Raw genomic sequence first — 18,510 nt, 5'->3', positions numbered from 1 at the left:
TTATTTGGCTTAGCATTTCAAAGAGATTTGTCCTATTATTGTCATCTAACCACAAATTGGTTAAATACACCAAATAATAAGGTTTTTCATGAGTCGATATCGCCAACAAGATAATTTAATCGGTCAGGCTAATAGCTTTCTGGAAGTTTTGGAACAAATTTCTCAGATTGCCACCTTAACTAAACCCGTTTTAGTGATCGGAGAACGAGGCACTGGTAAAGAGCTGGTAGCAGCCAGATTACATTATTTGTCCAAACGCTGGGATCAGCCCTACATCAAGCTTAATTGTGCGGCTCTGAGCGAATCGCTGTTAGAATCGGAACTGTTTGGTTATGAAGCGGGTGCCTTTACCGGCGCCAGCAAACGCAGAGAGGGACGCTTCGAAGTTGCTCATAATGGCACCTTGTTTTTAGACGAATTGGCCAACACCTCTGGCCTGATTCAGGAAAAACTACTGAGGGTTATAGAGTACGGTGAGTTCGAGCGCGTCGGCGGTTCTCGCTCAGTTAAAGTTGATGTACGCTTAATAGCTGCCACCAATGAAGACCTGCCAACGCTGGCGGAATCAGGAGAATTCAGAGCCGACCTGCTGGACAGGCTGGCTTTTGATGTTATTACCCTGCCACCTCTGCGTGAACGGCGTGAAGATATCATTATTCTCGCAGAACACTTCGCTATCAATATGATTCGTGAAATGGAGTTAGAGTTGTTCAGCGGCTTTACCGAAAAAGCCAAACGAGTGCTTATGGAGTACGATTGGCCGGGTAATATCCGCGAGCTTAAAAACGTAGTTGAGCGCTCGGTATACCGAACCAATAACCCTTACGTTCCGGTGCATGAAATTATTATCGACCCGTTTGAATCCAGATATCGCCCCAGCACCCGAATTAAAACTCAAGACAGGATCGCTGTACCGTCGGCACAGCCTGTCGAGCTGGAGCACACAACCACCGCCCCGCTATCCAATCAAATGACCAAGCCTGTAGCCGAAAGCAAAGACGGTTTTGATTTTGAATTTCCGGTGAATTTAAAAGAGCTGAGTCAGAACTACGAAATTGATATGATTAAGCAGGCATTGGCCGATAGTCACTACAACCAGAAAAAAACCGCTGATAAGTTATCCCTGACCTACCATCAGCTCAGAGGATATCTGAAAAAATATAACCTGCTGGACACTTCAGTTGAAGAGTAAATCGCTATATCGTCAGATTTGTATCACCCTGGCCACCATATTGGGCGTGGTTGCTTGTGGTGGGAATCAGGAAATTCAGTTCAAAAAAGATGGACTGATCTATTGTTCAGAGGGCAGCCCCACCAGTTTCAATCCGCAACTGGATACTTCAGGCACCACAGTTGATGCCACGTCTCACCAGCTTTACGACCGACTACTAGAGTTTGACCCCAAGGACAGTAAAATTATACCTGGCATCGCGGAAAGCTGGCGCGTCAGTCAAAATGGTCTGCGTTATACCTTTCAACTGCGCAAGCAAGTCAAGTTTCACAGCACAGATTATTTTACCCCAACCCGTGATCTCAATGCCGACGATGTTATTTTTAGCATCAACCGCTGGCGATTAGAGTCTCATCCGTATCACGATATTGATGTCAGCGGCTATCCTTACTTTGTCAGCCTTGGCTTGGATAAACTCATCAAGGATGTACGGCGCATCAATGGCTACCGCATAGTGATCGATCTCAACAAGCCGGATAGCTCCTTTCTGGCCAATCTCGCCACAGACTTTGCCATTATTTTGTCGCGTCAATACGCAGAGTTTCTGTTGGAGAAAAATCAACCTGAATTGCTGGATGAACAACCCATCGGCAGCGGCCCTTTTAAATATGTCGATTACCGCAAAGACAGATTCATCAGGTACACCAAACACGAAACTTATTGGAAGCATGACAGGGCCATCAAACAACTGATTTTCGATATCACTCCCTCCAGTTCTTTAAGGCTTGCCAAACTGATGACCGGTGAATGCGATGTCATGTCATTACCAGCACATAGTGAACTGGATATTATTCGTGACCGAAGCAATTTGGTATTAGACGAGAAGCCTGGGCTAAATGTGGGCTTCTGGGCATTTAATACCAGTAAACCACCATTTGACAATCCGGAAGTCAGGCGTGCACTGGCCATGGCGATCGATAAATCTACCCTACTAGAGGCGGTCTATTTTGGCAGTGCGGTAAAAGCCAATGGCTTGGTACCACCCAGTAGTTGGGCTTTCCAGGATGATTTACGAGATAATAGTTATAACCCGGTGTTAGCTAAGGATCTGCTGCGCAAAAACGGCATCGAACCGGGTTTTACCATGAATATCTGGGCAATGCCTATCGAACGTGCCTACAACCCCAATGCCACAATGATGGCAGAGCTTATTCAGGGCTACCTGGAACAACTGGACATCAATGTGGAAATTATCAGCTTTGAATGGAGTCTTTTTAGAAGAAGATTAGAAAGTGGCGCTCACGATTCTGTTTTGATTGGCTGGTCTGCTGACAATGGTGATCCCGACAACTTTTATCGCCCGGTGCTGAGCTGTGCAGCCATTGACTCCGGTACCAACAGAGCGAGGTGGTGCAACGAAACCTTTGATGAGATTATTGATGAGGCACTCACCTATTCCGACACAGATACCAGAGCAGCGCTATATCAAACTGCGAATGCCATCATCGCTGACCAAATTCCGATTGTACCCATTGCTCATGCCTATCGTTTTCAGGCTTATCGACAGGGTTTGTCAAACCTGGATATCAATCCATTTGGTGGTATTCGCTTCGGTGATGTGGAGATATCTCAGTGAGCTTTTACTTTCTACGTCGGCTCAACCTGTTAATATTCACCTTATTCATGTTGGCCATGGCTTCATTTGGTCTGGCCTTCTTGTTTCCCGGTGATTATCTGACTAATCTCACCGGCATTCATTTTGAATCAGAGCAACAGCGCCAACTTTACGCCACTTTGTACAAAGAAAACGAAGGCATATTCTGGCAGTTTGTTGCCTATCTGGAGCTGCTTTGGCGAGGTGAATGGGGGCTGAGTTTCAGCTCGAATCAATCGCTGTATGAAGAAATAACCACTTTCCTTCCGGCCAGCATTGAGCTGAGTGCTTACGCCTTATTTGTTTCGCTGATTGTAGGCATTCCGCTAGGCTTTCTTGCCGGGCTACGCCACAACAAATTGGCGGACTACAGTGTTTTATCCATCAGCTTCATCGGTTATTCAATACCGGTTTTCTGGCTGGCGTTAATACTTATTCTGATTCTGTCATTGCAACTGGGCTGGTTTCCGATTTCGGGCCGTATCAGTTTACTTTACGACATCCCAATAGATACCGGATTTATCTTAATAGACATCATCCGTTCAGATGTCAGCTATAAGTGGGACGCTTTCAATGATGCACTGAGGCACTTGTTTCTACCAACATTATCTATTTCCATCGTTACCAGCACCATTATTCTCAGGATAACCCGGCGCTCAGTTATAGAAGTGATGAGCAGTGAATATATCAAAGCCGCCACAGCAAGGGGGCTAAATCGCTACCAGGTGATATTGCGACACGGTATCCGCAATACCATCATCCCGATTATGCCGCAATTAGCATTGCAATTTACAACCTTGCTCACCAATGCCATGATCGTAGAGAGTATTTTCTCCTGGCCCGGCATTGGCAACTGGCTGATCCAGGCAATTTATCAGGGTGACTATCCGGCAATTCGCAGCGGTATGTTGGCGGTTTCCAGTCTGGTGGTCATTTTTACAGTGTCTATTGATATCGTACATAAAATCATAGACCCACAGAGGTTGTACAGACAACGTGTTAAAATCTAATCTGTATCAGGAAGAACAATTTCCGTCTCCATTGCGCCAGACCTGGTATGAGTTTCGGAAAAGCCACATAGCCTTTATCGGGCTGTGTGTGCTGGCCAGCATTACTTTAATTGTAATTCTCGGCCCGTTCATAACCCCTTATTCGCCATTAGAGCAAAATACGGATGCGCTTTTGGTGCCCCCAGCCTGGGACGGCAATGGTGGAATTTCTCATGTGTTGGGCACCGATGGTCTTGGTCGGGATGTGCTGACCCGTGTAATTCACGGCAGTAGGGTCACCTTCGGCATCAGTGTTTTTTTAGTGCTGGTTGCTATGTTAGTGGGTGTATTGATTGGTGCCTTTGCTGGCATGAACACCGGCATGCGCAGCAGTATTCTTAACCATCTGTTAGATTCCATGATGGCCATTCCCACACTGTTAATTGCCATCATTATCGTAGCGATTTTGGGTCCGGGCCTGGTAAACTCAATGTGGGCCATAACCCTGGCTTTAATTCCGCAGTTTATTCACTATACAAGGGACTTTGTCAGGACCGAGGTTAACAAAGAATATGTGATTGCGGCCCGCCTGGATGGTGCTTCGCCGGCGCGAATTTTCTTGTTTTCGTTATTGCCCAATATGGTTGAAATGTTGGTAGTACATGGCACGCTCGCTCTGTCCATTGCCATTCTGGATATCAGTGCACTGGGATTTCTCAATCTCGGTGTGCAATCGCCCTATGCGGAACTAGGAGCGATGCTCTCTGAAGGGCTGGATATTGCTTATATCGCCCCCTGGAGCATTGCTGCGCCGGGAGCGGCTATATTTATCGCCATTGTTTCCATTAATGTAGTGGGCGATGGCTTGCGTTCAGCTCTCAGAAACAGGTTGAAGTACTGATGCCATTACTCGATATTAAGAACCTGACCCTGGAAATTGATACCGCTGGCGGGCGGGTAAAAGCACTTGATAAGGTCAATCTCACCATAGATGAAGGTGAAATCCGGGCTCTGGTGGGCGAATCTGGTTCAGGAAAAAGTCTGATAGTAAAATCTATCGTTGGTGCTATTAACGACAGCTGGACCCTGACCGCCGATCGCCTTAACTGGAAAGGCAACGATTTACTCGGTATGTCAAAAGAGGAACGGCGTAAGATCACCAAAGATGATATCGCCGTTATATTTCAAAATCCGGTTAGCTCACTAGATCCCACCGCTTCCCTGGGGGAACAACTGGAAGAAAACATTCCAGATCATTTGGTGGGTAAAGGTTGGTTCTGGCAACGCCAGGAAAAGCGCAAACTGATGGTATCCAGACAACTGCACAAAGTTGGCATTAAAAATCATGAACTGTGCTTGTCCAGTTTTCCACATCAGATTTCAGATGATGTCTGTCAGAAGTTCATGATAGCGATGGCATTGGTTTCAGAACCCAAGCTGCTGATTGCCGATGAACCCACCATGGGAATGGAAACAACCATCAAAAGCCAGATCCTGAAACTCTTGTCTCGCTTAAACCAAAACCGCAACCTCAGTATCTTGTTTGTCAGCCATGACCTGCTGGCAATATCTTCAATGTGCCACTCCATGACCGTACTATATTGCGGGCAAAGTGTCGAAAGCGGCCGTATGAGCAACTTGCGTAAAAGACCTCTGCATCCATATACGAAAGCGCTGTTGGATAGCGCACCCAGTTTTAGTAAAGATCTGTTGCCCAAATCCAATCTGTCAGCGTTGGACGGTACCATCCCCACGCTGCAGCATTTACCCATTGGTTGCCGGTTAGGGCCAAGATGTCCAAGAGCACAAAAGGAGTGTGTAAAAATCCCAGCGCCAAGACACATCCATAACCATTATTACAGCTGCCACTTCCCGCTCCACAGGCCACTAAAATGACCGCTTTATTAACTGTCAAGAATCTGGAATTCGAACGTAAAGTCAGAAAAAATTGGTGGCAAAAAGCTGAAAAATTTGTCATTGGCCCTATTAACTTTGAACTTAATGCCGGAGAAACACTGGCGATCATCGGCGATAATGGCTCAGGTAAAAGCACCTTAGCCAATTTACTGACCGGCGTAGTAACCCCCAGCTCCGGGCAAATATTATTGAATGGTCAAAAGTTGCGACATCGCAATCTGAAGCAACGCAGTTTGAATATCCGCATGATATTTCAACACTCCAAAGAATCACTGAACCCTGCGTTGACCGTTGGCACAATCCTGGACGAACCGCTTAAATTAAACACTAACCTGGACGCCCAGGAGCGGAAAGAAAAGATATCGGCAACACTTCGCCAGGTTGGATTGTTACGGGAGCACGCCCACTTTTACCGACATATGCTTTCTGATGGTCAGAGGCAACGTGTGGTATTGGCCCGGGCCCTTATTCTGAACCCACAGGTAATTGTTGCAGATGAGCCATTTGCCGCTTTAGACCCTTCGGTGCGCTCACAAATGGTAAACCTGCTAATGCGTCTACAGCGAGAGCTGGGGCTTAGCTATATCTTTATATCCCACAACTTGGGGATTGTACGCCATATTAGTGATCGGGTTTTGGTACTGCAGAATGGAAAAGTAATCGAGTCAGGGAAAACAGATGTCGTGTTTAACTGGCCTAAAAGTGATTATATGAAAAAGCTGTTAACCGCCCACCAGTCACTGGTGCTCAGTAAACTTTTAGATTGAATAAATGCAGAATTTCCGCAAGGGATAAAAAAGCGGCGTGCCCGCCGCTTCTTTAAAAAGTATATTATTGAGTAACGGTAGTTACTTCAGCTTTGGCATTCAGGGCTTCTAAAAGCGCTGTAAACCCGGATTGACCAAAATTAGAACTCAAGCGCTGTTGCGTAGCTTGTAATTCTGCACTGTCCAGCTCTTCAGGTTGATTAATTGCCAGCAATTGTACTACACCGACATTGCCGTTATTTAATTCTACAGCACGCGCAGCTTGCAGCTCTCCTAGTTTGAACAGCTCAGCACTCAATGAGCTATTTAAAGCACCAGAATAACGCTCTACCGCCTGTTCTTCTGACCAGCTCAGTGCTTTCTCAGCCAACAACTCGTCTACACCTTCACCGGCCTTCAGGCGCTCAATGACATTGTCAGCCCACTGCAATGCCAGCTCCTGAGCCTTCTGAGAGGTCAACGCGGCTACAATTTCGTCGCGAACTTCAGCCATAGGCAGCGTTCTTTCAGATTCGTGCCCGGTTACCCGGAAAACCACAAAGTGCTCGTCGTTCAATTCTACGATATCGCTGTTTATTTTGTCTTCAATCAACTCTTCAGAGAAAGCCTTGCTCTGCAAAATTGCATCATCAAAAGGAGCTGGTGCCTGTGAACGAGTCACAGAAGACAGCGTCTTAACTTCAACATTACCGGCTGCAGCAACTTCTTCCAGAGAATCGGGCATTTCAAAAGCCAGTTGTGACATGGTTTGTTGTACTGCCAGGTACTGTTCAAGTGCAGCTTCCTGTTTTAACTGTGCTTCGATATCAGTTCGTACTGTTTCCAACTCTTCTACTGACTCTAGCTTAATACCTGTCAACTTAATGATGTGGAAACCGAAATCAGTGCGCACAACGTCGGTGATGTCCCCCTCAGCAGCTAAGGCAAAAACAGCATCCTCAAAGGCCGTGTCCATCACTCCACGAGTTAACCAATCCAGGTCTCCGCCGTTTTCACCACTGAAGCTGTCGTCTGATTCGCTTTTAGCAAGTTCAGCAAAATCTTCACCATCGTTCAATCTTGCCAAGATTGCATCAGCACGCTCTTGCGCGGCCTGCTCGTCGTCACCAAACTCCACCAGGATATGAGAAGCCTTGCGCTCTTCTTCGGTCTTATAATTGCTCAGGTTTTCTTCATAAAACAAAGCTACATCAGCCTCGTCGATACTCACATTTTCCAGATAGTCACTCACCTGTACTTCGACATAGGCCAGATCTATATTTTCTTCTGTATCAAACTGGGCAATATTGGCTTGATAATAATCGTTAATATCCTGCTCAGTGATTTCCACCTCTGATTCAAATAAGGCAGCTCCCACTTCAAAATAGCGACTGTCACGAGTCTCATTTTGAATCTTTAACAACATTTCAGCTTCTGAGTTCAGAGCAAAGTCCGACTGGCCTAAAGCGCTACCCAGTTGCTGACGCGCCATCTGGCCGCGTAAATAGTCTCTGAAATCAGCTGGCGTATAACCCGCCTGCAATAAAATTGCTTGATAACGGTCATTATTGAATTCACCGCCAACAGCAAACTCAGGCATATTGACAATAGTCTCGCGTAATTCAGCGTCACTAACGCGAATTCCCAATTCTCTGACTTTCTGATCCATCAACTTATCGTTGATAAGACGTTGCAATACGCCTTCGCGAAAACTCTTCAGATACTCGCTATTGGCGGCCAATTGCGTAAACGTATCACCCAATTGCGCTTCCATTCGGCCTCGTTCTGACTGATAGGCTTTTTCAAATGCAGAAGCACTAATCTCTTCACCATTAACTGTGGCCGCAGCACTATCTGTACTGGAATTGATATAACCACCAACACCAGCAAATATAAAACTCAGAATGATAATACCGAGAATAATCTTAGCCGTTATTCCCGTGGCCCCTTCTCTTATTTTTTCCAACATTAGGCTTTCTCTTCATCACCTCAAAATCAAATTCGCGCGGGATTATACCGCAACACCGAGCCGATTTGCACACCAGAAATTGGAATAATTTTGGACTTTTGACAGGCGTTTGCTAAAGGAATAAATCGCGGGCGACAGATGATTAAAATTTAGGATCAAAAAAGGGCGAGTTAACGCCCTTTTTTTATTTATTCAAAAAGATGCTCTTAGTTACAAGCATCTTTCAATGCTTTACCAGCTTTGAAAGAAGGAACTTTAGCCGCAGAGATTTGAATAGTCTCACCAGTTTGTGGGTTACGGCCACTGCGAGCAGAGCGTTCACGAACTGAGAAAGTACCAAAGCCAACTAAAGCAACCTGGTCGTCGTTTTTAAGAGCCTCTGTAACAGCGTCAGTGAAAGCATCTAAAGCTCTGCCAGCAGCGGCTTTAGAAATGTCGGCGTTCTCTGCAATCGCGTCGATAAGTTGAGACTTGTTCACAATATCATCCCCTTCAATTGTTATTATTTATTGTTCCGCATTTGTTGTTGCGGAACCGTTATAACAAGCTTGAACACGAACTTCAAGCGATGTTTAACAATTTTTTAAAAATTAACGAATTACCGCCACCCCTTGCGTGGCAAGGGTTCTAGCGGGACACATGAAAAGGCTACCATAAGTTTACGGATTGGGAAGCCTTAAATGTGTATTTGTCTTAAAAAATTCAAAATATGCACATTATTTAAGCAATGTTTGCTTGAACAGGCTCAAAACCTTGTGGGTTCTCTTGTAGAGCCAGGTTCAAAACCTCATCGATCCACTGTACAGGATGGATAGAAAGGTCTCTTTTAACATTATCTGGTATCTCTTCCAAGTCTCGCTCATTATCCTTAGGTATAACTACGACCTTGATACCACCACGGTGTGCGGCCAATAATTTTTCCTTTAAGCCACCAATGGCAAGTACTTCACCACGCAAAGTGATTTCACCCGTCATAGCAACATCACATTTGACAGCGTTACCGGTCAAACTGGACACCAGTGCCGTACACATAGCGATACCCGCGCTCGGCCCATCTTTTGGCGTAGCGCCTTCGGGAACATGTACATGGATATCCCTTTTCTCGTGAAATTCCGGATTAATACGCAATTTATCAGCCCGGCTGCGCACTACCGTCATAGCAGTCTGAATGGACTCCTGCATGACATCTCCAAGCGACCCGGTAAAGGTAGTTTTGCCTTTGCCAGGTACCGAAGTGGCTTCAATAGTTAATAAGTCACCACCAACCTGTGTCCAGGCCAATCCAGTAACCTGCCCAATCTGGTTGTTCTTGTCTGCTTTGCCATAATCATGGCGTTGCACACCCAGGTAATCCTTTAAGTTATCCTGATTAACGACAACTTTTTCAGATTTCTTGTTAAGTAAAATCTGTTTAACTGCTTTACGGCAGATTTTTGAGATTTCTCTTTCTAAGGCACGTACTCCCGCCTCACGGGTGTAATAACGAATCACGCCAATGATGGCGGATTCCTCTATCTCCAGTTCACCGTCTTTAAGGCCATTGCGGGACATTTGCTTTTTAACCAAATGACGCTTTGCAATGTTCAGCTTCTCGTCTTCGGTATAACCCGACAAACGAATTACTTCCATTCTGTCCAGCAGCGGTCCCGGGATGTTCATGCTGTTTGAAGTGGCAACGAACATTACATCAGACAAGTCGTAATCCACTTCCAGGTAGTGGTCACTGAAGCTGTTGTTTTGTTCAGGATCCAGAACTTCCAACAACGCCGATGCTGGATCGCCACGCATATCGGAAGACATCTTGTCAATTTCGTCTAACAAAAACAGTGGGTTTTTCACTTCCACTTTTGCCATCTTTTGGATCAGCTTACCGGGCAAAGAGCCAATGTAGGTTCTTCTGTGGCCGCGGATCTCCGCTTCATCACGAACACCACCTAATGCCATGCGTACGTACTTTCTACCAGTCGCCTTTGCTATGGATTGTCCGAGTGAGGTTTTACCTACGCCAGGCGGCCCCACCAGGCACAAAATCGGCCCTTTGAGCTTGCGCACCCGTTGCTGAACGGCTAAATATTCGATAATGCGCTCTTTCACCTTTTCCAGACCATAATGATCTTCGTCCAGGATTTTTTGAGCATTGTTTAAATCTTTTTTAACCTTGCTGCGCTTGTACCAGGGAACATTGATTAGCCAGTCTATATAGCTTCTGACAACCGTTGCCTCAGCTGACATAGGTGACATCATCTTGAGTTTATTTAACTCAGATGTTGCTTTTTCTTTGGCCTCTTCCGGCATTTTAGCGTCAGTAATCTTCTTGTTTAGCGCTTCAAATTCATCTGGCGCTTCGTCCAGCTCACCAAGCTCTTTCTGAATGGCTTTCATTTGTTCATTCAGATAATACTCACGCTGGCTTTTTTCCATTTGCTTTTTGACGCGGGTGCGGATCTTTTTCTCAACCTGCAACAGGTCAATCTCACCTTCCATCAATGCCATCAGATATTCCAAACGCTCAGCGACGTCGTTCATTTCTAACACTTTTTGCTTTTCAGCCAGCTTAAGTGGCATATGAGCAGCCATAGTGTCAGCTAAACGAGCGGCGTCTTCGATACCGTTCAGCGAAGTCAGTACTTCAGGCGGGATCTTCTTATTGAGTTTTACATAACCTTCGAATTGCGAAACCGCAGAGCGTATCAGCACTTCCTGTTCAGAATCTGACAAAGAGGTACTTTCTGCCGTTTCAACACTGGCAACAAAGTAATCATCAGTTTGCAGGTACTCATCAATTTTGCCACGTACCGTACCTTCTACCAGTACCTTTACGGTTCCATCAGGTAGTTTTAATAGCTGTAAAATGGTGGCAATAGTACCAACAGAATAAATGTCTTCTTCTTTGGGATCATCGACTGCAGCGTCTTTTTGGGCGACAAGGAAGATTTGCTTGTCATTTTCCATTGCTGCTTCTAAACAACGGATCGACATCTCACGGCCGACAAATAAGGGAATAACCATGTGGGGATAAACCACCACATCTCGCAATGCCAGTACCGGCATTTCAATGCGATTTTCTCGCTGTTCACTCATGCTGATTAACTCGTTTACATTTTTGTATGAATATGGGGCTCGAAAGAGAAAGATCAAATACTGATTTGCGGAGCCACCCAATAAAAAGAATAAAGGCTCAAAAGAGCCTTTTTATTATTCTGATGCGGCCTTTTTATCGGCAGTATTATCATAAATAAGTATCGGTTTAGATTCCCCTTTTATGACACTGTCGTCAATCACCACTTTGCTGACATCTTTTAAAGATGGTAGCTCGTACATAGTGTCGAGTAAGACCCCTTCTACGATGGAACGCAGTCCCCGGGCACCGGTTTTACGCACCATGGCTTTCTTGGCAATCGCGTTTAACGCATCATCTCTGAACTCTAGTTCAACATTTTCCAAAGAGAACAGCGCACCATACTGTTTGGTTAATGCATTCTTAGGTTCTTTCAGGATTTGAATCAAGGCTTCTTCGTTCAGTTCTTCCAGACTGGTAACCACCGGTAAACGCCCGATAAACTCAGGAATTAAACCGTACTTAACCAGATCTTCAGGTTCAACCTGCTGGAACAGATCACTGACTGAACGACTATTGTCAGAGCTCTTCACCTGCGCACCAAAGCCAATACCTGTTCCGGTGTTTGCACGCTGTTCGATGATCTTGTCTAAGCCTGCAAATGCGCCACCACAAATAAACAGAATCTTTGAGGTATCCACCTGCAAAAATTCCTGTTGCGGGTGCTTGCGCCCACCTTGAGGCGGAACCGAAGCCACTGTGCCTTCAATGAGTTTCAGTAGCGCTTGCTGAACACCTTCACCAGAGACATCCCGTGTAATAGAGGGATTATCTGACTTACGAGAAATCTTGTCGATTTCATCAATGTATACGATTCCGCGCTGTGCTTTCTCGACATCATAGTCGCACTTCTGCAATAACTTTTGGATGATGTTTTCGACATCTTCACCCACATAACCAGCTTCAGTTAATGTGGTGGCATCGGCCATTGTAAATGGCACGTCCAATAATCTCGCCAAGGTTTCAGCCAACAGTGTTTTACCACTACCAGTAGGGCCAATTAACAGAATATTACTTTTACCCAGTTCTACACCATCGTGAACGTCACCATTTCTCAATCGCTTGTAGTGATTGTAAACAGCAACAGACAAGACTTTTTTAGCATATTCCTGTCCAATCACGTAGTCGTCTAGGTGACTGTGAATTTCCTGAGGTTTTGGTAAGGCGTCTTGCTTTTTCTTAGGAGAAATCTCTTTAATTTCTTCCCGAATAATATCATTGCAAAGCTCAACGCACTCATCACATATAAAAACAGATGGTCCGGCAATTAGCTTTCTTACTTCATGCTGACTTTTGCCACAAAAGGAGCAATAAAGTAATTTATTGTCGCCTTCACCACTTTGTTGATCACTCATTTACCACGCCTCTAGAGTATTAGAGTCTAATTCCTAACATTTACCATAAATTGGGGATTCTTTACAATCATGATTCACCCCCATATCAAGTTTAGCTTATTCTTTGGTTTTTAATACATCATCACGGCTGGACAAAACCTGATCCACTATACCGTAATCCATCGCTTGTTTGGCGGACATAAAGTTGTCGCGATCAGTATCTTTGACAACTGTCTTATAATCTTGTCCTGTGTGCTCTGCTAGCAAGCGATTTAATTTCTCTTTGATGGACAGCGTTTCTTTGGCATGTATCTCAATATCAGAAGCCTGCCCCTGGAAACCGCTTAAAGGTTGATGAATCATAACCCGAGAGTTATTCAAACAATAGCGTTTGCCTTTAGCACCGCCCGAAAGCAAGAAAGCGCCCATACTTGCAGCCTGGCCAATACATACTGTACTGACATCAGGTTTAATAAAATTCATGGTATCGTAAATTGCCATACCAGCGGTAACAGAACCGCCAGGAGAATTGATATACAGATAGATATCTTTCTCTGGATTCTCCGCTTCCAAAAACAACAATTGCGCCACGATGAGATTCGCCATGTGATCTTCAACCTGCCCCACCAAGAAAATAACGTTTTCTTTAAGCAGACGAGAATAGATATCGTAAGAACGCTCACCTTTAGCAGTTTGCTCAACTACCATAGGTACAAGTGCATTGTCGACAGAGGAATTTTGTAGATTTAATGAATTTTGCGGAGTATAGATCATATTTTTATCGGTTCTCAAAATAAAAATGCTCGGTAAGTACCGAGCATTTATGCAGTTTGCTAAACAGAAAGTCAAACAATAAAACGGTTATGCTGTTTTATTCATCACTTCATCAAACTTTTTAGCAACTTCGGTGACATTCGCTTCTTCTAAGATAATGTCGATTGCCTGATCTTCAAGTGCCAGATTCTGCATTTGTTGCATTAATTCTTGATTAGTCTTGTAGTACTCAATAACTTCTTGCGGATCTTCATACGCAGAAGCATTGGTTTCAATCAAGGCATCAACTTTAGCCTGGTCAACCTTTAACTCTTTTGACTTGATCACTTCGCCCAAAATCAGGCCAACAGATACACGCTTCTTGGCGTTGTCAGCAAACAGGTCATCAGGTAACTCAGGCATATTTTGCGCATTGGCATTGCCACCAAAGCGTTGCATTGCTTGCTGCTTAAGTGCGTCGATTTCCTGCTTAACCAAAGCTTCTGGCAGATCCACTGGGTTATTTTCAACCAGACCTGAGATTACTTGCTCTTTTAATTGAGCACGTAGAGTTTGGTCTAGCTCACGCTTCATGTTACGAGTAACTTCAGCGCGCAGCGCTTCTACACTGCCGTCTTCAACACCGAAAAGCTTCGCAAATTCTTCGTTGATTTCAGGCAATTCCTGAACTTCAACTTTCTTCACTGTAATCGCAAATTTAGCTTCTTTGCCTTTCAGGTTTTCAGCGTGATAGTCTTCTGGGAAAGTAACTTCAGCGACCACTTCCTCACCGGCTTTTTTGCCGACGATTGGGTCTTCGAAGCCAGGGATCATGCGAGACTTACCCATTTCTAAAACGAAATCTTCAGACTTTCCGCCTTCGAATTCTTCACCGTCGATAGTACCAACAAAGTCAACTACAACGCGTGAATCTGCCGCAGCAGCGTCATCAGACTCTACCCACTTACCGTGTTGCTTACGCAGAGTTTCCATCATTGCATCAACGTCTTCATCGTTGATTTCAACAACTGTTTTTTCAACTTTGATGGCATCAAGATTCTTTACTTCGAATTCTGGGTATACTTCAAAAGAAGCAACGAATTCCAGATCTTCACCGTCTTTGTCAGACTTCATTTCAAAAGCAGGCATACCAGCAGGGTTCAATTTTTCCTGCATTACTGCCTGATAAAAATTGCGCTGCATAACTTCGCCAGCAATTTCCTGACGAACCGCTGTGCCGAAACGCTTTTTGATAACAGAAACCGGCACTTTACCAGGACGGAAGCCATTAATTCTTTGAGTCTTTGCTAATTGTTGCAAACGGGATTTTACTGCAGAATCGATTGAATCTGCAGGAACAGTAATAGTGAGACGGCGTTCTAAACCTTCCTTTGCCTCGACTGATACTTGCATTCTTCTACCTCTATAGTGCCTGAACGCACATTTAATTGTAATTTAGGCCAGATAACTCAACTTTACGAATAACCGCTTAAGTGAAGGTAAGTCGCTATGGAAACGGTATCCCGAATCCGCTTTTACACGATCTGGCACGTCACCTGATAAAAAAGACGCGATATTATAGCGGCAGTGATCAGGATAGTCGAGTCTTAACGCAATAAATTGTGCGGCGCAGGCGGTATGGCATCTGATTCATCCACATTGCGGCAATTAAAGCTTGCCCGAAAAGCCAGCATTAGTTGATGCTTTTATACTAATCAATAAGAGAATGGGAAATTAACTGAAATGGTCGGTGAGACAGGATTTGAACCTGCGACCCCTTGGACCCAAACCAAGTGCGCTACCAAGCTGCGCTACTCACCGAATATACAGGAATTATAAATAGACGTGTGGAAAGTCAAATGGGGTGGACGATGGGACTTGAACCCACGACAACCGGAATCACAATCCGGGGCTCTACCAACTGAGCTACGCCCACCATTTGGACTTTTACATTTTCGCCGAAGCAACACTGAATGGCGCGTCCGGCAGGATTCGAACCTGCGACCCACGGCTTAGAAGGCCGTTGCTCTATCCAGCTGAGCTACGGACGCACGGTCACTTCTCAGGAGTGGTCGGTGAGACAGGATTTGAACCTGCGACCCCTTGGACCCAAACCAAGTGCGCTACCAAGCTGCGCTACTCACCGTATCCTGACGTAGCAAGCAATATCTGTCTTGCTACGGGGGGCGCATATTACTGATTTGCCCCCCACCAGTCAAACACTTTTTATCAGGTTTTTTTTACATGCTGAAAAAAGCGCCATTTCGAATAAATCACGTGCAATTAGGTCGCAACTAGTTGCTCGCCTGAGTTTCACCCTGATAGGTCCATATGCCCTTCCCGGCGGGCTTAAAATTGAGTGTCTCAAGGTATCGCTCGTGTTCAACACTATCCGCTTTTGCGCCAATGAGTTGATAGCCGGTTAATTTTTTCAGTCCTTGTTCCGCCCCTAACGCGAAAACGCCCAGACGACAATCTCGATATTGTGGCACTACAAAATCAAAATCCACAACAATTCCCGACTCCTCGCCTTCCTGATGGGTGATACCAGAAATTACACCGACGACTTTGGTACCATCTAACAACACATAGAACTCCCGGTTGTCTTCTTCCAGTCTCTTAAAAAACTTGGGAAAAAATTGCTTTATCTCATCGCGGTGATAGTCCAGAAAAAAGCTCATATAATGAGATCTGGATTGGGTTCTTAAAATCGTAAAGTCGTGATTTGTGTGATAAACAAACTTGCGAATATAAAATATATTGGTCAGGGTAATGAACGCGTTTAGTACCACCACAGGATAAGCATTGATAATGAAACCGTACAGGCACATTGAAGATGCACCAAACAAATTGATCCATCGAAGCTGCACAATTGAACTGCGGGTCAGTGAAAACGCAATAACCGCAGATGCACAATAGCCAAATAATTCAGCGTAATTAATATCCACCTTGTTCCCTTAATGATTGAAATTGGCCCCACACTTAGGCCTAATTGATTTTAGCCCGGATGAAAGATTGCTTAACAGCAAGCGATCATGAGAAAATAAACTGCATTGCAATCTCATTAGTATATCAAAAAATATGTCCGCTCAATTAATCGATGGAAAACTTCACGCAAAACATATTCGACAAAAAGTCGCCACTCAGGTTGATGCCATAGTTTCGGCCAACAAACGTGCACCTGGTCTTGCGGTCGTGTTGGTAGGTGCGGATCCTGCCTCACAAGTATATGTTCAGAATAAGCGCAAGGCTTGCGCCGAAGTCGGCTTTGTGGAGAAGTCATACGATTTACCGTCTGATACGACACAAGAAGAACTGCTCAATACCATCGATAAACTGAACGAAGACAAAGAAATTGATGGCATCCTGGTACAACTTCCCCTTCCAGCGGGTTTAGACGCGAACCTTATTCTGGAGCGCATTCATCCCAATAAAGATGTAGACGGTTTCCACCCTTACAATATCGGTCGTCTGGCGCAACGAATGCCGGCACTCCGTCCTTGTACTCCCAAAGGCATCATGTCTCTTATCGACTCCACCAAAAAGCCGGTAAAAGGTTTAAATGCCGTTATTGTGGGTGCATCAAATATTGTTGGCCGTCCTATGTCGCTGGAATTGTTGCTGGCTGGATGCACTACCACTGTCTGCCACAAGTTTACCAAAGACTTAAAAAGCCACGTAGCTACAGCTGATATTTTGGTAGTTGCGGTAGGTAAACCGGAATTTATTCCCGGTGGCTGGATCAAACCCGGTGCTATCGTTATCGACGTGGGCATTAACCGTGTAGACGATGGCCGTCTGGTAGGCGATGTGGAATTTGACGGTGCCAGAGAGCGAGCAGGCTGGATTACACCGGTGCCGGGTGGTGTTGGCCCTATGACGGTAGCCAGTTTGATTGAAAATACTCTGGAAGCCTATGTGAATTACCGCACTGAATAATGGCAATATCCTTATCAGAAAGTGAATCCAGCGCGGTTCTGCGCTGGATTGAAGACATCATCATCGGCCTCAATCTATGTCCATTTGCCAAAAAGCCCTATATCGCCAATAAAGTGGCTATCCTCGGTGTTTCCGCCAATAAACTGCCGAAAATAGCCAATGAGGTCTTGCAAGCCTGTAAACAGCTTGATAGTAATGAAACTATAGAAACTACCCTACTGGTTTTCCCGCAAGATTTAAGAGACTTTAATCGTTATCTGGATGCGCTTGAATACTGTGAAATTCTGTTAGAAGAGGCGGGTTATAACGGTACCTATCAATTGGCCAGTTTTCATCCGGAATATGTGTTTGCCGGAGAGGACCCAGATGATGCCAGCAATTACACTAACAAAGCCCCCTATCCTATTATTCATATCATCAGAGAATCCAGCATTGATGCGGTATTAAAAACCTATCGCGATCCGGAGGCAATTCCCGAACGGAACATTGCGCTAATGCAGAAACTTGGGATAGAACATTTGCGCAATCGCTTTGCGGCTTTTCTGCAATAACCTTTATTGTGGACGAAAAAAAAGCTGGTAAAAACCAGCTTTTTTTTCGGAAACATCGATATTAGCGACGCAGACCTAAACGACCGATCAGAGACTTATAACGCTCTTGATTTTTGCCTTTCAGGTAGTCAAGCAATTTACGACGCTGACTAACCATGCGCAGCAAACCACGACGAGAGTGGTGGTCTTTTTTGTGATCGCTGAAGTGACCCTGTAACTTGTTGATGTTGTGAGTTAACAACGCAACCTGTACTTCTGGTGAACCAGTGTCACCTTCTTTTACACCATATTCAGCGATAATGTTCGCAGTTTCATTTTTACTTAGTGACATAATATTCTCCAATTGATTAAGACTTGCCGATCACTAAT

At 44.9% G+C, this 18,510-nt stretch carries 16 protein-coding genes and 4 tRNA genes; 8 read left to right on the top strand and 12 right to left on the bottom strand.

Features of this window, described 5'->3' with window-relative positions; translation table 11 throughout:
- The first annotated feature begins 88 nt into the window (after window positions 1-88).
- From pspF to ACXAD8_RS22280, 6 genes are read left to right on the top strand one after another with little or no spacing between them, the layout of a single operon-like run.
- Window positions 89-1,192: a phage shock protein operon transcriptional activator gene (gene pspF, locus ACXAD8_RS22305; protein ID WP_475232585.1), complete on the top strand. Its 1,104-nt coding sequence runs from the start codon at window positions 89-91 to the stop codon at window positions 1,190-1,192.
- Complete coding sequence (locus tag ACXAD8_RS22300; protein ID WP_475232583.1) at window positions 1,182-2,807, top strand: ABC transporter substrate-binding protein; 1,626 nt, start codon at window positions 1,182-1,184, stop codon at window positions 2,805-2,807. The genes pspF and ACXAD8_RS22300 overlap by 11 nt, the downstream gene beginning before the upstream one ends.
- Before the next feature lie 47 nt (window positions 2,808-2,854).
- The gene (locus tag ACXAD8_RS22295) at window positions 2,855-3,835 is read left to right on the top strand and encodes an ABC transporter permease subunit (RefSeq protein WP_475233062.1); all 981 of its coding nucleotides are present in this window, start codon (window positions 2,855-2,857) and stop codon (window positions 3,833-3,835) included.
- Window positions 3,822-4,715, top strand: a complete 894-nt coding sequence (locus ACXAD8_RS22290) for an ABC transporter permease subunit (RefSeq protein ID WP_475232581.1) — start codon at window positions 3,822-3,824, stop codon at window positions 4,713-4,715. Before ACXAD8_RS22295 ends, ACXAD8_RS22290 begins: the two co-directional genes overlap by 14 nt.
- A complete protein-coding gene (locus tag ACXAD8_RS22285; RefSeq protein ID WP_475232579.1) occupies window positions 4,715-5,710 on the top strand; it encodes a peptide ABC transporter ATP-binding protein in 996 nt (331 codons plus the stop codon). Before ACXAD8_RS22290 ends, ACXAD8_RS22285 begins: the two co-directional genes overlap by 1 nt.
- Complete coding sequence (locus ACXAD8_RS22280; protein WP_475232577.1) at window positions 5,707-6,498, top strand: peptide ABC transporter ATP-binding protein; 792 nt, start codon at window positions 5,707-5,709, stop codon at window positions 6,496-6,498. The genes ACXAD8_RS22285 and ACXAD8_RS22280 overlap by 4 nt, the downstream gene beginning before the upstream one ends.
- 64 nt (window positions 6,499-6,562) lie before the next feature.
- On the opposite strand, the gene ACXAD8_RS22275 is transcribed toward ACXAD8_RS22280, so the two are convergent.
- From ACXAD8_RS22275 to ACXAD8_RS22225, 11 genes are all read right to left on the bottom strand, one after another.
- Window positions 6,563-8,446 carry a SurA N-terminal domain-containing protein gene (locus ACXAD8_RS22275; protein WP_475232575.1) on the bottom strand — a complete coding sequence of 628 codons (1,884 nt, stop codon included), beginning with the start codon at window positions 8,444-8,446 and terminating at the stop codon, window positions 6,563-6,565.
- A 206-nt stretch (window positions 8,447-8,652) separates the two neighbouring features.
- On the bottom strand, window positions 8,653-8,925 hold the full coding sequence (locus ACXAD8_RS22270) for an HU family DNA-binding protein (RefSeq protein WP_229528728.1): 273 nt from the start codon (window positions 8,923-8,925) through the stop codon (window positions 8,653-8,655).
- A gap of 241 nt (window positions 8,926-9,166) precedes the next feature.
- The gene (gene lon, locus ACXAD8_RS22265) at window positions 9,167-11,527 is read right to left on the bottom strand and encodes an endopeptidase La (RefSeq protein ID WP_475232572.1); all 2,361 of its coding nucleotides are present in this window, start codon (window positions 11,525-11,527) and stop codon (window positions 9,167-9,169) included.
- A gap of 114 nt (window positions 11,528-11,641) precedes the next feature.
- Window positions 11,642-12,919, bottom strand: a complete 1,278-nt coding sequence (gene clpX, locus ACXAD8_RS22260) for an ATP-dependent protease ATP-binding subunit ClpX (protein ID WP_475232570.1) — start codon at window positions 12,917-12,919, stop codon at window positions 11,642-11,644.
- A 96-nt stretch (window positions 12,920-13,015) separates the two neighbouring features.
- Entirely contained in the window at window positions 13,016-13,672 is a 657-nt protein-coding gene (clpP, locus tag ACXAD8_RS22255; protein WP_475233060.1) for an ATP-dependent Clp endopeptidase proteolytic subunit ClpP, read from the bottom strand.
- Window positions 13,673-13,759: 87 nt separating this feature from the next.
- Complete coding sequence (gene tig, locus ACXAD8_RS22250) at window positions 13,760-15,064, bottom strand: trigger factor (RefSeq protein ID WP_475232568.1); 1,305 nt, start codon at window positions 15,062-15,064, stop codon at window positions 13,760-13,762.
- Window positions 15,065-15,395: 331 nt separating this feature from the next.
- A tRNA-Pro gene (locus ACXAD8_RS22245) sits at window positions 15,396-15,472 on the bottom strand.
- A 39-nt stretch (window positions 15,473-15,511) separates the two neighbouring features.
- Window positions 15,512-15,587, bottom strand: a tRNA-His gene (locus ACXAD8_RS22240).
- A gap of 38 nt (window positions 15,588-15,625) precedes the next feature.
- Window positions 15,626-15,702: transfer RNA gene (locus tag ACXAD8_RS22235), tRNA-Arg, on the bottom strand.
- An 18-nt stretch (window positions 15,703-15,720) separates the two neighbouring features.
- Window positions 15,721-15,797 (bottom strand) — tRNA-Pro (locus ACXAD8_RS22230).
- Between the two features lie 148 nt (window positions 15,798-15,945).
- Window positions 15,946-16,599 carry a hypothetical protein gene (locus ACXAD8_RS22225; protein WP_475232566.1) on the bottom strand — a complete coding sequence of 218 codons (654 nt, stop codon included), beginning with the start codon at window positions 16,597-16,599 and terminating at the stop codon, window positions 15,946-15,948.
- Between the two features lie 133 nt (window positions 16,600-16,732).
- Here ACXAD8_RS22225 and folD point away from each other — a divergent pair, with 133 nt between their 5' ends.
- Entirely contained in the window at window positions 16,733-17,590 is an 858-nt protein-coding gene (gene folD / locus ACXAD8_RS22220; protein ID WP_475232564.1) for a bifunctional methylenetetrahydrofolate dehydrogenase/methenyltetrahydrofolate cyclohydrolase FolD, read from the top strand.
- Window positions 17,590-18,141 carry a DUF1415 domain-containing protein gene (locus tag ACXAD8_RS22215; RefSeq protein WP_475232563.1) on the top strand — a complete coding sequence of 184 codons (552 nt, stop codon included), beginning with the start codon at window positions 17,590-17,592 and terminating at the stop codon, window positions 18,139-18,141. The genes folD and ACXAD8_RS22215 overlap by 1 nt, the downstream gene beginning before the upstream one ends.
- 61 nt (window positions 18,142-18,202) lie before the next feature.
- Here ACXAD8_RS22215 and rpsO read toward each other — a convergent pair whose 3' ends face one another.
- The gene (gene rpsO / locus ACXAD8_RS22210; protein ID WP_475232561.1) at window positions 18,203-18,472 is read right to left on the bottom strand and encodes a 30S ribosomal protein S15; all 270 of its coding nucleotides are present in this window, start codon (window positions 18,470-18,472) and stop codon (window positions 18,203-18,205) included.
- Between the last annotated feature and the right edge of the window lie 38 nt (window positions 18,473-18,510).

This window comes from Planctobacterium sp. AWH2_060, assembly GCF_056158425.1.
The sequence above is the reverse complement of the archived record's forward strand: the minus strand, read 5'-3'. Positions and strand labels throughout refer to the sequence as shown.

What these genes read in the sequence shown, in the direction of transcription:
- pspF (WP_475232585.1), top strand. Translation starts at nt 89, where the DNA reads ATGAGTCGATATCGCCAACAAGATAATTTAATCGGTCAGGCTAATAGC.
- ACXAD8_RS22295 (WP_475233062.1), top strand. Translation starts at nt 2,855, where the DNA reads ATGTTGGCCATGGCTTCATTTGGTCTGGCCTTCTTGTTTCCCGGTGAT.
- ACXAD8_RS22285 (WP_475232579.1), top strand. Translation starts at nt 4,715, where the DNA reads ATGCCATTACTCGATATTAAGAACCTGACCCTGGAAATTGATACCGCT.
- ACXAD8_RS22280 (WP_475232577.1), top strand. Translation starts at nt 5,707, where the DNA reads ATGACCGCTTTATTAACTGTCAAGAATCTGGAATTCGAACGTAAAGTC.
- ACXAD8_RS22275 (WP_475232575.1), bottom strand. Translation starts at nt 8,446, where the DNA reads ATGTTGGAAAAAATAAGAGAAGGGGCCACGGGAATAACGGCTAAGATT.
- lon (WP_475232572.1), bottom strand. Translation starts at nt 11,527, where the DNA reads ATGAGTGAACAGCGAGAAAATCGCATTGAAATGCCGGTACTGGCATTG.
- clpX (WP_475232570.1), bottom strand. Translation starts at nt 12,919, where the DNA reads ATGAGTGATCAACAAAGTGGTGAAGGCGACAATAAATTACTTTATTGC.
- clpP (WP_475233060.1), bottom strand. Translation starts at nt 13,672, where the DNA reads ATGATCTATACTCCGCAAAATTCATTAAATCTACAAAATTCCTCTGTC.
- tig (WP_475232568.1), bottom strand. Translation starts at nt 15,064, where the DNA reads ATGCAAGTATCAGTCGAGGCAAAGGAAGGTTTAGAACGCCGTCTCACT.
- folD (WP_475232564.1), top strand. Translation starts at nt 16,733, where the DNA reads ATGTCCGCTCAATTAATCGATGGAAAACTTCACGCAAAACATATTCGA.
- ACXAD8_RS22215 (WP_475232563.1), top strand. Translation starts at nt 17,590, where the DNA reads ATGGCAATATCCTTATCAGAAAGTGAATCCAGCGCGGTTCTGCGCTGG.
- rpsO (WP_475232561.1), bottom strand. Translation starts at nt 18,472, where the DNA reads ATGTCACTAAGTAAAAATGAAACTGCGAACATTATCGCTGAATATGGT.